The organism is Elioraea thermophila (ex Habib et al. 2022) (genome assembly GCF_003336755.1).
Classification (GTDB): Bacteria; Pseudomonadota; Alphaproteobacteria; order Acetobacterales; family Acetobacteraceae; genus Elioraea; species Elioraea thermophila.
This window is the reverse complement of sequence record NZ_QMDI01000002.1, coordinates 482,520-496,382: the sequence shown is the minus strand read 5'-3', so window position 1 is coordinate 496,382 and position 13,863 is coordinate 482,520. Positions and strand designations below refer to the sequence as shown.

Below are 13,863 nucleotides of genomic sequence, written 5' to 3'. Positions count from 1 at the left end.
GCGGCGATCGCGTCGGCTCACCGGCGACGAGGACGCCGCAACTTCCACGCCATGGCAGTCCGTTGCGAAGCCGTGGTGGACAGTTGGCCCGCCGATCTGCCAGCCTCCCCGCCACGGCTTGCAGAGCGGAGCGTTGCGATGCGGACCCTGTCGGCCCTGATCCTCGCCCTGACGCTCTGGCTGGTTTCGCCACCGGCTTCCGCCTTCGAAATCCCCGGTCTTGCCGCCGACGCGGCCGCCTATGCCCGCAGCCTCGCGCCGCGCGCGCCGGCCACCGCCGAGGCGCGCAACGCCGCCGATCGCCGCATCGACGCCGCGATCGCCCGCAACGACTGGGCCGAGGCCGTGCGCGCGCTCGAGGCGCGCATCGCGCTCGGCGAGGTGACGGATCGGCACTGGCTGAGGCTCTCCGAGGCCTGGACCCGGCGCAGCCCGCCCGACGCCAACCGTGCCCTGCAGTCGGCCTGGCAGGCCTTCATGATGGTGCCGGCCGGGACGCCGGAGATCCCCTCGCTGCTGCGCATCGCCGACATCCTCGCGGGCCCCGCCGGGCGGCCCGAGCTCGCCATCGAGGCGATGAACGCGGTGATCGAACGCGACCCTGCGAATGCGGCGCATCGCCAGCGCCTGGCCGAGCTCCGCCGCGCGGTCGGCATCGTGGTGCGCGGGGTGACGCCGGAGGCGGAAAGCGACCCGCCGCGCGCCTGCATCGCCTTCTCCGATGTGCTTTCGCCGCGCCGTGACGTCGCCTGGGCCGACTGGGTGAGGGTCGAACCTGCCGCCGCGGTCGCCGTCACGCGCGAAGACAATCGCCTGTGCGTCGCCGGTCTCGCGCACGGTCGCACCTGGCGGCTGACGCTGCGCGAAGGGCTGCCGGGGGCGGACGGAGCGAGCCTGCGTCGCGCCGCCACCCTCGAGGTGACGATCCCCGACCGGCAGCCGCGCGTCGTCCTGCAATCGGGTGCCTTCATCCTGCCGCGCGGCGAGGCGCCGCGTCTGACCGTCGGCACGGTCAACCTCTCCGCCGTCGCCCTGCGCCTCTACCGCGTGCCGGAGCGCGGCATCGCGGGACAAGTCGGCGAGGACGGCCCGGCTTTCCGTCCGCTCTCGTCCTGGATCGCGCGCGAACTCGCCTCCGAGCGCGCGCGTCTCGTCTGGGAAGGCACGCTGGAGATCCCGTCCTGGCGGCGCAACGAACTCGCTCGCACCGTGCTCGACCTCGCGCCCATGTTGGCCGGGCAGGGACCCGGGCTGTTCGCGCTGACCGCCGCCCCGGGCGACGGCACGCCGTTGCCGGCCTGGAGCGATCTCGCCACGCAATGGTTCATCGTCACCGACATCGGGCTCGCCGTGCTGCGAGGCACGGACGGGCTCACCGTGTTGGCCCGCGCCCTCTCCGATGCGCGTCCCCTCTCGGGGCTGAGGGTCGCGCTGATCGCCCGCGACAACGAGGAGCTCGCGATCGTCGAGACCGACGCCGAGGGGGTGGCGCGCTTTCCCGCCCCCTTGCTGCGCGGTCGCGGCGGGGCGGCACCGCGGCTGATCTCGGCCCGCAAGGCGGAGGGCGACTTCGCCGTCCTCGACCTCGACCGGGCTGCCTTCGACCTCTCCGACCGCGGCGTAGAGGGCAGGGCGCACCCCGGCCCGCTCGATGCCTGGCTGTGGACCGAGCGCGGCATCTACCGCCCGGGCGAGACGGTCCACGTGCTCGCTCTGCTGCGCGACGCCACCGGCCATGCGGCGGACGTTCCGCTCACGCTTCGCCTGCGCCGGCCCAACGGCACCGTCGCCGCCGAGGCCGTGCCGCGGCCTGATGCGGCGGGGGGGCGCGTCTGGTCGGTCCCGCTCTCGCCGGGAGCCACGCAGGGCACTTGGACCGTCGAGGCTTTCGCCGACCCCGCGGCGGCGCCGATCGGGCGCGCCACCGTCACCGTCGCCGACTTCGTGCCGGAGCGCCTCGCGGTGGAAATCGGCGCCGCTGCTGGCCCCCTCGTGCCGGGCACGCCGCTCGCCTTGCCGGTCACCGCCCGCTTCCTCTACGGCCCGCCCGCGTCCGGCCTGTCGGCCCGCGGCGAACTCGTCATCGCCCCAGACCCCGAGCCCTTCCCCCAGCTCGCGGAGTGGCGCTTCGGCTTGGTCGAGGACGCGCCCGACACGATCCGCGAGGATCTTGCGCTGCCCGACACCGACGCCCAGGGTCGAACCACGGCCACCCTGCTGCTGGCTCGCGCTCCGGACACCACCCGCCCACTGCGCGCGACGGTCTCGGTCGAGGTGAGCGAGCCCGGCGGCCGCCCGTCGCGGGCGCGGGTGAGCCTGCCCGTGCGCGCCCAAGGCGCGCTGATCGGCATCCGTCCTCGCTTCGCCGCCGGCGCGGTGCCGGAGGGCGAGGAGGCGGCCTTCGACATCGCCGTCTTCGACGCCGAGGGCCGTGCGGTGGGGCGGCAGGGCCTGCGCCTGCGTCTGGTGCGCGAACGGCCCGACTGGCGGGTGGTGATCCGCGATCGCCTCGCGCGCTACGAGACGGTCTGGCGCGACGAGCCGCTGGAGGCGACCACGCTCGCTGTCGGCGTTGACCAGCCGATGCGCTTCGCGCGCCGCCTCGAATGGGGGCGCTACCGCCTCGAGGTTGCCGACTCCGTAACGCTCGCCGCCACCTCGGTGCGCTTCCGGGTCGGCTTCGTCAGCGTCGCCGGCGGCGGCGACACGCCGGACCTCCTCGACGTCGCGGCCGATCGCGCCGCCTATGCCCACGGGGAGACGGCACGGCTGCGAATCGAGGCGCCCTTCGCCGGCACCGCGACCGTGCTGGTGCTGACCGACCGCGTGCATGCCGTGCGCACGCTCGCGGTGCCGCGCGGCGCGACCACGGTGGAGATTCCGGTCGATCGCGCCTGGGGCTCGGGCGCCTATGCGGCGGTGATGCTGGTGCGCGGCCGGACGGAGGCGGGTTCGGGTCCGGTGCGCGCCCTGGGGCTTGCCTGGCTCGGCATCGACCCCGCCCCGCGCACCCTGCCGGTCGCGATCGAGGCGCCGACCCTGCTCCGTCCGCGCGGCACAGTCGAGGTCGCGGTGCGCACCGCACCCGGCGCACAGGTGGCGCTGGCCGCCGTGGACGAGGGGATCCTTCGCCTCACCGGCCATGCCGCCCCCGACCCTGCCGGGTGGTTCACCGCCAAGCGGCGGCTCGGGCTTGACATCCGCGACGATTACGGACGGCTGGTCCTGCCCGCCGAGGGCGAAGCGGGGATCCTGCGCCAGGGTGGTGACGAGGACGATGCAGGCGCTGCCCTGCCCGCCCTGCCCTTCGTGATCGCCAGCCTGTTCGAGGGGCCCCGGACGGCGGGAGCGGACGGCGTGGCGCGCTTTCGGCTCGAGGTGCCGGACGTGAACACCGCGCTCCGCCTCGCCGCCGTCGCCTGGGAGCCCGCCCGGAGCGGAGCGGCCGCGCTGTCCGTTCCGGTGCGCGATCGTCTCGTCGCCGAACCGGCCTTGCCCCGCTTCCTCGCCCCCGGCGACGAGGCGCGCCTCGCCGTCTCCCTGCACAACGTCGAACTGCCCGCCGGCACGGTGCGCGTCTCGCTCTCGGCCGACGGGCCGCTCGCCGTCGATGGCGCGACGCAATCGGTCCAGCTCGCTCAGGACGCGCGGGCGCGTGCCCTGTTCGGTCTGCGCGGCACGGGGGTCGGCGTGGCGACGCTCCGGCTGGTGGCGGAGGGTCCTGACGGCTTCTCGGCCACCCGCGTGTTTCCGCTCACGGTACGGCCGGCCCGCCCCGTCGAGACGACGGTGAGCCGGCGCGAACTCGCTGCCGGCGCGAGTCTGGATCTCGCCGCCGATACGCTCGCCCGTTTCCTGCCGGGAACGGCGCGGGCGAGCGTGACGGTGAACACCGCCTCCCCGCTCGATCTCGCCGCTCTCGCCCGCGCGCTCGAGGTCTGGCCCTACGCCTGCCTCGAGCAGGTGGTCAGCCAGGGCCTGCCGCTTGTCTTCCTCGGCGAGGAAAGCCCGCTCGCCGCCGACCGCCGCGCCCGGCTGGAGGCGGTGGTGCGGAGCGTCCTCGACAAGCAACGGTTCGACGGCGCCTTCGGCCTCTGGAGTTCCGGCGACCAGGCCGAACCCTGGCTCACTGCCTATGCGGTCGAGTTCCTCGTCCGTGCCCGGGCCGCCGGCGTGACCGTGCCCGAGGCCGCGTTCGCCTCCGCCTTGCGTTGGCTGGCCGAGTTCACCGACGAACCGTCGAACGAGCCATGGTCCCGCGCCGCCCAGGCCTATGCCCTGGACAGTCTGGCGCTGGCCGGGCGCCCGCGGCCGGGAGCGGCGCGCGTGTTGGCCGACCAGGGGGCGGGGCGTCTGCCGACCCCGCTGTCCCGCGGCCTGCTCGGCGCCGCGCTGCTGCGCATGGGCGATGCGGGGCGCGGCGAGGCCCTGTTGCGCGAGGCGGTGACCGACCCGCGGCGAGAGCCTTTCGCGCAGGACTACGGCTCGACCGTGCGCGACGCCGCCATGCTGATCGTGCGCGTCCGCGAGGGGGGCGTGTTGGCCGACCGCGTGCCGCGGTTGCTGGACCAGCTGCCGGCGGATGCCGTCCAGCCCGCGCGCACCAGCACCCAGGAGCAGGCTTGGCTGGTGGCGGCGGCGGCCGTGCTGGGGCGCGACGGCACGCCCGTTCCCCTTGCCGTGGACGGGCGCGAGGTTGCCCCCGCCGTCCTCACCACCGTCCTGCGCGCGCCGTCGGAACTGCCGCTCAGCCTGCGCAATCTCGGGCAGCGGCCGATCTTCGCCTCCGTCGCGTTGAGCGGCATTCCCGCCCAGGCGCCCGGAGCGGCGCGCGACGGGATGGTGGTGCGGCGAAACTTCCTCAACCGCAACGGCACGCCGGTGAACCTCGATGCGCTGAGGCAGAACGACGTGTTCCTCCTGGTCATCGAAGGTCGGGCGGAAACGCGCCTCGCACATCAGGCCCTGCTCGTGCATGGGCTGCCGGCCGGCTGGGAGGCCGAACCGGCCCGCCTTGGACCTGGCGAGGTGCCGGCCTTCCCCTTCCTCGGCGAATTGTCGCGCGCCCGCTCCGTCGCCCTGCGCGACGACCGCCTGGTGGCGCAGATCGACCTCACGCCCGAGGAGCCGTCGTTCAAGCTCGGCTTCCTCGTTCGCGCGGTCACGCCCGGGCGGTTCGAACTGCCCGGCGCCCTGCTGTTCGACATGTACAAGCCGCGGTTCTTCGCGCGTCAGGCCACGGGACGGATCGCGGTCGCCCCGGCCGACTGAGATGCGCCGGACGGCGGCGCTCCTGGTCGCGCTCGGCTTGGTCGCGGGCGTCGCGTTCGCGCTCGATCGCGCCTTTCCGCCCGATCTCTCGCGCGCCCGATCCCTCTCGCTCGAACTTCTCGATCGCGACGGCGCCCTGCTCGCCGTCCGCCCGGCGGAGGGCGGAGTGTGGCGGATGCGCACGACGGTGGCGGACGTCCCGCCCCTCTTCCTCGAGATGCTGATCGCGCGCGAGGACCGCCGCTTTCGCCTTCATCCCGGGGTCGATCCACTCGCGCTCACCCGTGCGGCGCTGCAGGCGATCCGCCATGGCCGCGTCGTCTCCGGTGGCAGCACGCTCACGATGCAGGTGGCCCGCCTGCTCGAGCCGCGCCCGCGCACCTTGGGCGCGAAGGCGATCGAAATCTTCCGCGCCCTGCAGCTCGAGGCGCGGTTCACGAAGGACGAGATTCTCGCCCTGTGGCTCACTCTTGCCCCTTACGGCGGCAATTTGGAGGGAGTGCGCGCCGCCTCCCATGCCTTCTTCGGCCGCCCGCCCGCCGCACTGGACGCGGGCGAACTCGCCCTCCTCGTTGCCCTGCCACAACGCCCCTCCGCCCTTCGCCCCGACCGCCATCCCGATCGCGCGGGGCGGGCGCGGGCGCGGGTGCTGGCCATCGCCCAGGGCGCTGGCCTGCTGAGCGAGGCCGAAATCCGAGCCGTCGGTCCCCTTCCCGAGACGCGCCTTGCCATGCCAGCCCGCGCGCGGCATCTCGCCGCGCGCGTTGCCGACGGCAGCGGCGGGCGCATCGCGACCACCCTCGAGGCCCCGCTGCAAGCAGCGCTCGAACGCCTCGCCGCGGAGGCCGCGACCGAGTTCGATCCGCGCGCCAACCTCGCCGTCCTGGTCCTGCGCAACGCGGACCACAGCGTGGCCGCCGCCCTCTGCGGGCTGCCCGGGGAGAGCCGGGCCGGCGCCCTCGACCTCTGCCGCGCCGTGCGCTCGCCCGGCTCTGCGCTGAAGCCCCTCCTGTTCGCCCTTGCCTTCGATGGCGGCTTGCTTCGGCCCGACACGCGCATCGCCGACCTGCCGCATCGCTTCGGCGGTTACGCGCCGGAGAACTTCGCGCGCGGCTTTGCGGGCGACCTGACCGCGCGGGACGCGCTCCGCCTCTCCCTCAACGTGCCGGCGGTGGTGGTGGCGGACGCCTTCGGCCCGCTCGCCTTCGTCGCCGCCTTGAAGACGGCGGGGATCGCACCGCGGCTACCGGCGGCCGGCGCGCCGGGCCTGCCGGTGGCGTTGGGGGGGCTCGGCGTCACGCTCGAGGAGCTGGTGGCACTGACGGCGGCGCTCGCTGCCGACGGCCGGGTCGCGGCGCCGGTCTGGCGCGACGGCGAGCGGGCGTCGCTGCACCCCTTCGTTTCGCCGGCCGCGGCCGGCGCGGTGCGGGCCATCCTCGCCGCGAGTCCCGTTCCGCCCGGCCTCGCGCCGCAGGCGAGCCCACCGCGCTACGCCTGGAAGACCGGCACGTCCTGGGGTCATCGCGATGCCTGGGCGGTCGGCGTGTCCGCCACCCACACCATCGGCGTCTGGGTCGGACGTCCCGACGGCACGCCGCTGCCGGGCGAGACGGGGCGTCGGCTCGCGCTGCCGCTGCTGCTCCGCGCCTTCGCCCTGCTGCCGGATCCGGGCCCGTTGCCGCCGGCCCAGCCGCTGCCGCCCGCGCCTGCCCTGGCGAGGCTCGGGGCGGGCGAGGCCGACCGCCTCCGTCTCGTCTTTCCGCCCAGCGGGGCGCAGGTGGCGCGCGGGCAAGCCGTCACGCTGCGCGCTGCTGGCGGGCAGAGGCCGCTCACCTTCCTCGTCGACGGCGCGCCGTTGCCGAGCGAGCGGCATCGTCGCGATGCGCTCTGGCTTCCCGCCGGGCCAGGCGCCTATCGTGTGACGGTGATCGATTCATCGGGAGTGGCCGCCTCGGCCGAGATCCGGGTCCGCTGAACGGTGGCCAGCACCGCGTCTTTGGCCTTCGCCGTCCGTCCGCGCGTGCTCGGCCGGCTCATCGGTCGCGCCGCGCTGTTGTTGACCGGCATCAACGCGCCGCTCGTGCTCGTCTCCGCCGTCGATGGCGAGTGGATCGGCGCGGCGGCCCATGCTGCCATCGTCGCGATCCTGCTCGCGCTGTGGGTGGCACTGTCGCGCGGGCAGCCGGCCCCCGTGCCGCAGACCAACGAGGCGATGGCGCTCTCCGTCTGCGCCTTCCTGCTCGGCTCGCTCGCCCTTGCCCTGCCGTGGTGGGCCGAAGGCGTGCCGCTGATCGATGCCGTGTTCGAGGGCGTCTCCGCGGTGACCACAACCGGCCTCTCCACGCTCGATTCCGTCGAGAACAAGCCCTGGTCGTTCCTCTTTGCACGCGCCTGGGGACAGTGGTCCGGCGGGCTGATGATCGTGCTGCTTGCGCTGTTCCTCACGCTGGAGCGCGGGGCGGTCGCCGGGCGTTGGCTCTCCTATCAGCTCACCCCGGAGGAGGTGATGCTGGGGGCCCGCGCCTGGATGCGGACGATGGCGATCGTCTACGCCGGGCTGACGGTGCTCGCCGTCCTCGCCCTGTTGGCGGCCGGGCTCGATCCCGGCGAGGCGCTCCTGCACGGCTTGACGGCGGTGTGCGGCGGCGGCTTCGCGACCGACGACTCCTCGATCGGCGGCGTCGGCGGGCGGGCCGTGCAGACGGTGGCGATGGTCTTCGGCACACTCGGTGCGGTCTCCTTCCTGATCTGGCCGCAGCTGAGGCGCGGGAAGGTGCGGGCCGTGCTCGGCGCGCCGGAACTTCGCGCCTTCGTCGCCTTTTGCGTCGTCGGGTTCCTGCTCCTGTTCGCCACCATGACACGGCTGTCGGGCCTGCCCTGGCGCGAGGCGGCGTGGGATGCGTTCCTGATGTCGCTCTCCTGCCAAGCGACCACGGGGTTCTCGACGCTCGACCTCGGATCACTCGATGCGGTATCGAAATTGATCATGATCGTGCAGATGATCTTCGGCGGCGACACCGCCTCCACGGCGGGCGGCATCAAGATGTTCCGCGTGCTCGGCATGGGCAGGCTGGTGCGCGATGCGATCGCGCGCACCGCGCTTGCCCCGCACGCCGTGATCACCACGCGTTCCGGCGAGGCGGACCTGATCCGCGGCACCGCCACCGTGGTCACCCTGTTCACTTTGATGCTGATCATGCTTTGGGCGATCCTGCTCGCCGGCCATCACGCCCCGGTCGATGCCCTGTTCGACTGCGCCTCGGCGCTGTCCACCTGTGGCGCCTCGGTCGGGGTCGCCTCGCACGGTCTCGGGGCGCCGTTCAAGGCGGCGTTGATCGTCGGCATGCTGATGGGGCGGCTCGAAATCGTCGCCGTGCTCGTGCTTCTGTATCCCCGAACCTGGATCGGTCGGCGGCAAAGTGCGGGAGTGTGAGCATGCGGGTGGTGATCGTCGGCGCCTCCAATCTTGCGGTCGCGACCGCACAGGCGCTGATCCGCCGCGGCCATGAGGTGGTGATCGTCGAGCGCAACCGCGCGCGCATCGAGGAACTGGGTGAGAGGCTCGATGCCGCCTTCGTCGCTGGCGACGGCAACCGGCCCTCCATCCTGCGCGAGACGGCCCCAGAGGAGTGCGAGGCGCTGATCGCGCTGACGAGTGGGGATCAGGACAACATCCTCGCCGCCCTGGTCGGCCGGTCCGTCGGCTTCGCCCGCGTGCTGCCGAAGGTTTCGGATCCGGAACTCGAGAACGTCGCCCTCGAGGTCGGTCTGTCCGAGCTCCTGGTTCCCGACCGCACCATGGCGCAGGCGATCGTCGATCGCCTGGAGGGTGGGGCGGGGGCGGGGGCGGAGCAGATGATCCCGCCGGGGTTCCGGCTGTTCACCTTCGTCGCCACCCAGGAGGATGCCGACAGCAACTGCCTGAAGGATCTGCCGCGCGGCGTGAAGCCGCTCGCCATCTTCCGCGGCGAAAGCTGCGTTCTTCCCTCGGAGACGGATGCCGTGCATCCGGGCGATCGCATCCTGCTCCTTCTGCCGGCGGATCGTTACGACGACATGCTGGCCAAGCGCGCCAAGCGCAAGGCCAAGGTCTGAGGGCGGCGGATCCCGTCAGCCGGGCGCGGGGGCGGCAGCGAACACCAGCCCGCCGCGGGTGGCGATCCGCCCCTCGGCGGCAAGCAGGGCGCGCTGCGCCGAGACGGCGGGGCGTGCGTCCTCGCCCACGCCGAGCAGCCTCAGCGCCGCCGTATCGAGCGCTTCGGCCGCGACGCCGCCCTCCGTCGCCTCGAGCGCGGCGACCAGGGCGGCGCGGATCTCCTGTGGCGGCAGCCAAGCGGGACGCCGCCACTCGGGTGGGAGGGCGCTGCGGTCGCGCACCACCACCTCGCCGCCCTCCGCCCGCCAGAACGGGCCGTCGGCGACGAGCCCTTCCAGTTCGGCGCCGAGACGCAGCGCCTGTTCGAGTGCCGCGCGCGTCTTCGCGGTCGGGTTCGCCACCTCCCAGAGCGCGAGCGCCCGAGCGATCACCGCCTCGGTGTGGATCGGCCCTTCGGCGCGCACGATATCGGCGAGGATGCGCGCCAGCCGCGCGAAGGGCATCGCCTCGGGTGGCGTCTCCTTCGGCACCGCGATCGCCGCCGGTTCGTAGGCGCGTGAGAGGGTGGTCGGGAGGGGCGCTTTGCCGGCCGCATCGGCGGGGGCGGCGTCGTCGACCTCAGCCCCTGCGAGGGTGGCGAGACGCCGGGCTTCGGCCTCGGGCCGCACCAGCCAATCCGCCGCCCAGGAGCGCGTCAGCCGCCAGCCCATCATGCCGAGTGCCGCTTCCTGCAACCGGTCGCGGTCGCGCGCCGAGCGGGCGGAGGCGTAGAAGTCGCCATCCGTCAGGATGCCGAGACCATAGCCGTCGCCGGAACGATCGCGCACCGCAACGTCGACGAACAGCCCGGCAAGCCCCACCCGACGTTCGACCTCGAGCCCCGCCTTGGCGAGGGCGGTGGCGATCGCGTCCGACAGCGCAGCATCCCCGTCCTCGCGCCGTGCGGTCGCAGCCTGCACCGAACCGCCGGCGGCGAAGGCAAGGAACTCCTTCAGCACGGCCACCCCCCGCGCGGAGGAGCGCGAGAGGTCGATGTCATCGGCGGTCAGGCCGGAGAATACCACGCAGCGCTTCTTCGCGCGCGTGATCAGCACGTTGAGGCGTCGTTCCCCCCCTTCCACCGCGAGCGGGCCGAAGCGCATCGCCACCTTGCCATCGGGTCCGCGCGCGTAGCCGACCGAGATGAAGATGACGTCGCGCTCGTCGCCCTGCACGTTCTCCAGGTTCTTGACGAAGAACGGCTCGTGCGGGTGGGCGGAGAAGAAGGCCTCCGTCTCGGGGCTCTCGCGCCTGAGCGCCTCGAGCGCATCCAGGATCGCATCGCGCTGGCGCACGCTGAACGCGGCCACACCGAGCGTCTCCTGCGGCCGTTCGCGCGCATGCGCCATCACCGCCTCCGCCACCGCCCGCGCCTCGACCGCGTTCGTGCCGGAACCGCCGCTGTCGAAGGTGCCCTCGACTCGCACGAGCGAGAGCCCGAGATCGCCGGACCGCGGCTTCGGCGAGGGGATGACGAGCAGACGGTTCTCGTAGAACGCGCGATTGGACACCGCGATCAGGCTCTCGTGGCGGCTGCGGTAGTGCCAGCGCAGCATCTGGTTGGGGAAGCCGCGCGCGGTGCAGAGGGAGAGGATGCTCTCCACGTCGCTCGTGGCCACCATCTCCTCCTCCGCCGGGTCGCGTTCCTCCTCGTCGGAGGTCATGCGCGCGAAGAAGCGGGTGGGCGGCATCTGGCGATCGTCGCCGACCACGACGATCTGCCGCGCGCGCGCAATGGCGCCGATCGCATCCACCGGTTCGATCTGGCTCGCCTCGTCGATCACCAGCAGGTCGAAGTCGATCGCTGCCGGGTCGAGATAGGCGGCGACCGAGAGGGGGCTCATCATGAACACGGGCTTGATCTGCTGCACGAGCCGCCCTGCCCGCGCGAGGAGGGTGCGCACCGGCAGGTGGCCCCGCTTTTTCGCGATCTCGCCGCGCAGCACCGTCATTTCGCGGATGAAGTCGGGGCCCTCGGCGATGCGCAGTCGCGCGGCGTGGGCGGCGGCGGCCTCGGCGCGGGCGAGCTGGAGCCGGGCGATGTCGGCCGTTCGGAACTCTTCGACCAGGCGGGTGAAGGCCGGCCCGTCGAAGGCGGCGAGGGATGGGTTGGCGCGCATCGCCGCCGCGAGCAACGACTCGGCGAGAGCATAGCGGACGGCGAGGGGAGCATCCTCCGGCGCGAGCGATCCGTCGGCGAGACGATCCGCCACCGCAGCGAGTCCCGCCGCGCGCGCCTCGGCCGCGAGACGCGACCAGGCAAGCCACTCGGGCAGGGTGGCGACCGAGCCGGCCCAGAGCGCCAACCGCTCCGCGATCCTGCCGAGCGGCGGGTCCTCGCCCCCGAAGGCCAAGAGGGGATCGACCGCGAGATCGGCGAGCAGGGGATCGAGCGTGGTCCGCACGCCGTCCAGGGCGGCGGCGAGCGCGCTCTCCCGCGCCGGATCCGGCGTCGTCGCTACCGCCGCCGGGTGTTCGGCGACCAGCGCCTGGCCCTCGAGGACCGCATCGAGGACGGGCAGCGGATCGGGGGGAGGGGGGCCGGCGAAGAGCGCCGCCACCGCCGCGCGGGCGGCACGATACGACGCCGAAAGGGAACGCAGGAGCCCCCCACCTTTCGCCAGTTCCGCCCGGGCTTCGGCGAGGCCCGGCGTGGTCCAGGCAGTCTCGCACACGCCAGGAGCGCGCGCCTTGATGGCGGCGAAGCGTGCGGCGGCGCGCAGATCGGCCAAGCCGGCCTCCGCGTCGCGTCGCGTCGCTTCCGCACCGACGAGGCGGCCGAGCGCGCCGACGGCCTCGATCGCGGCGACGATCCGCGCGGGCAGGCGGTCGAGTTCCGTCGGCGGCAGGGCGTAAGCGGACACCCCGCGCCAGACGCTGTTGGCGGGCGATGCCGCCCGCGCCGCCTCGGCCAGTTCCCGCGCCAGGCGCGTTGCTTCGCGCACCTGCTGCGCCGTCCAGCCTGCCGCCTCCAGCTTGAAGGGCGGCGGGGCGACGCCAGCCTGTTTCAGCCGCGCCACCTCGCCGATGGCGCGGAACGCCGTCCAGCCGGTCTCCCGGATCGGCGCGTGCATGGCTGCGGCGTGGCGATTGAGACGCCCACGCAACGCGCCGAGGGGGCGGATCACCGCGTCCCGATCGGGCGGCTTCGCGCGCGGCGCTTTCAACGTCGCATCCAGCTCCGCCACCAGCGCACGACGGCCCACACCCTCGCTGTACAGGGCGAGACAAGCCGCCCCGAGCCCCACGCTGGCGAGGCGTCGCTGCACCACCTCGAGGGCGGCGAGCTTCTCAGCGACGAACAGCACCGTCTTCCCGTCCAGCACGGCCTGGGCGATCACGTTCGTGATCACCTGGCTCTTGCCCGTACCCGGCGGCCCCTGGATCACCAGCGAACCGCCGCGGCGAACCGCTTCCGCCGCCAGCGTCTGGCTGCCATCCGAATCGAGCACGAAATCGAGCCGCTCGACGGGGATCAGCGCGTCGATGTCGGCATCGTCCGGGAAGGTTTCGGCCGGCGGCGGCGGGGCGGCGCCGAGGAGGGCGCGCACGAGCGGGTGACGCGCGATCTCCTCCCGCCCCAGATCCTTGAACATCAGGAACTTGGCGAAGGAGAAGAGCCCGAGCGCGATCGCGTCGCGCGCGACGGTGAAGCCTCGCTCGGCGACCGATTTCGCCACCGCATCGAACCAGGCGGCGATCGCCGTCCAGCCATCGGCGCCGAAATCGGGCGCCTCGGGCAGGTTGAGCTTGAACTGGTCGGCGAGGAAGGCAGCGAGCGTCAGGTTGCCGACGATCTCGCCCCCGTCCCAGCTCAGGTGGAACGCATCGCGCGCATGCCGTCGCGCGAGCCGACACGGCACGAGCACCAGCGGCGCTCGTCTCGCCTTCCCGCCGTTGCCGTCGTCGCGCCACTCGAGCTGGCCCAGGGCGAGGAAGAGGATGTTGATACCCTGCTCGTCGATGAAGCTCCGCGAGTCGCGCTCGATCCTGGTCAGCGTGCGCGCGAGCAGGGTGGGCGAAAGCCCGGCGGAGAGGATCTGGTCTTCGGGGTCGGGCACGCTCGCCGCACCGGGGGCGGCGATGGCGCGGCGCCGGGTGCGAGAGGACGCCGCTTTCGCGCCGGACTTGCTCTCTGTCGTTGGCTCCTCGACGTCGTTCTCCGCCGCTGCGAGCCCCATCGCCTTCCCTTCCGCGACCAGCCGGCCGAACACGGTTTCGGCGCGTTCACCGACGATCGGCACCACGCCGGCGCTGCGACCGGGCTCCGGCAGCGACAGCAGGCGATTGCGCAAGGAGAAGTCGAGAAGCTCGCGCTGCGCGCGACGCAAGGCGGCCACAACCGGATCGTCCATGCCTCATCCCCTGAAACTCGGCGGCACGAGTTTAGCCGCTCCGCACGTCGGGTGCTTGACGGTGCTGCGGCGAGGGGCCTTCACTTCCGGCAACGGCGCCTG

At 73.4% G+C, this 13,863-nt stretch carries 5 protein-coding genes; 4 read left to right on the top strand and 1 reads right to left on the bottom strand.

Annotated features, from left to right (window positions below; translation table 11 throughout):
• Window positions 1-138: 138 nt before the first annotated feature.
• Genes DWB05_RS04200 through DWB05_RS04185 form a run of 4 tightly spaced genes read left to right on the top strand, consistent with a single transcriptional unit; the run spans window position 139 to window position 9,366 of the window.
• A complete protein-coding gene (locus DWB05_RS04200; protein ID WP_114375325.1) occupies window positions 139-5,271 on the top strand; it encodes an alpha-2-macroglobulin family protein in 5,133 nt (1,710 codons plus the stop codon).
• Window position 5,272: 1 nt separating this feature from the next.
• Window positions 5,273-7,246, top strand: coding sequence for a penicillin-binding protein 1C (gene pbpC / locus DWB05_RS04195; RefSeq protein WP_114375323.1), 1,974 nt, complete (start codon window positions 5,273-5,275; stop codon window positions 7,244-7,246).
• 3 nt (window positions 7,247-7,249) lie between these two features.
• On the top strand, window positions 7,250-8,704 hold the full coding sequence (locus DWB05_RS04190) for a TrkH family potassium uptake protein (RefSeq protein ID WP_114375321.1): 1,455 nt from the start codon (window positions 7,250-7,252) through the stop codon (window positions 8,702-8,704).
• Between the two features lie 2 nt (window positions 8,705-8,706).
• The gene (locus DWB05_RS04185; protein ID WP_114375319.1) at window positions 8,707-9,366 is read left to right on the top strand and encodes a potassium channel family protein; all 660 of its coding nucleotides are present in this window, start codon (window positions 8,707-8,709) and stop codon (window positions 9,364-9,366) included.
• A 15-nt stretch (window positions 9,367-9,381) separates the two neighbouring features.
• On the opposite strand, the gene DWB05_RS04180 is transcribed toward DWB05_RS04185, so the two are convergent.
• Entirely contained in the window at window positions 9,382-13,761 is a 4,380-nt protein-coding gene (locus tag DWB05_RS04180; RefSeq protein WP_114375317.1) for a DUF4011 domain-containing protein, read from the bottom strand.
• Window positions 13,762-13,863: the final 102 nt, after the last annotated feature.

Coding starts and splice junctions, on each gene's coding strand:
- DWB05_RS04180 (WP_114375317.1), bottom strand. CDS start 13,761: ATGGACGATCCGGTTGTGGCCGCCTTGCGTCGCGCGCAGCGCGAGCTT.
- DWB05_RS04185 (WP_114375319.1), top strand. CDS start 8,707: ATGCGGGTGGTGATCGTCGGCGCCTCCAATCTTGCGGTCGCGACCGCA.
- DWB05_RS04200 (WP_114375325.1), top strand. CDS start 139: ATGCGGACCCTGTCGGCCCTGATCCTCGCCCTGACGCTCTGGCTGGTT.
- pbpC (WP_114375323.1), top strand. CDS start 5,273: ATGCGCCGGACGGCGGCGCTCCTGGTCGCGCTCGGCTTGGTCGCGGGC.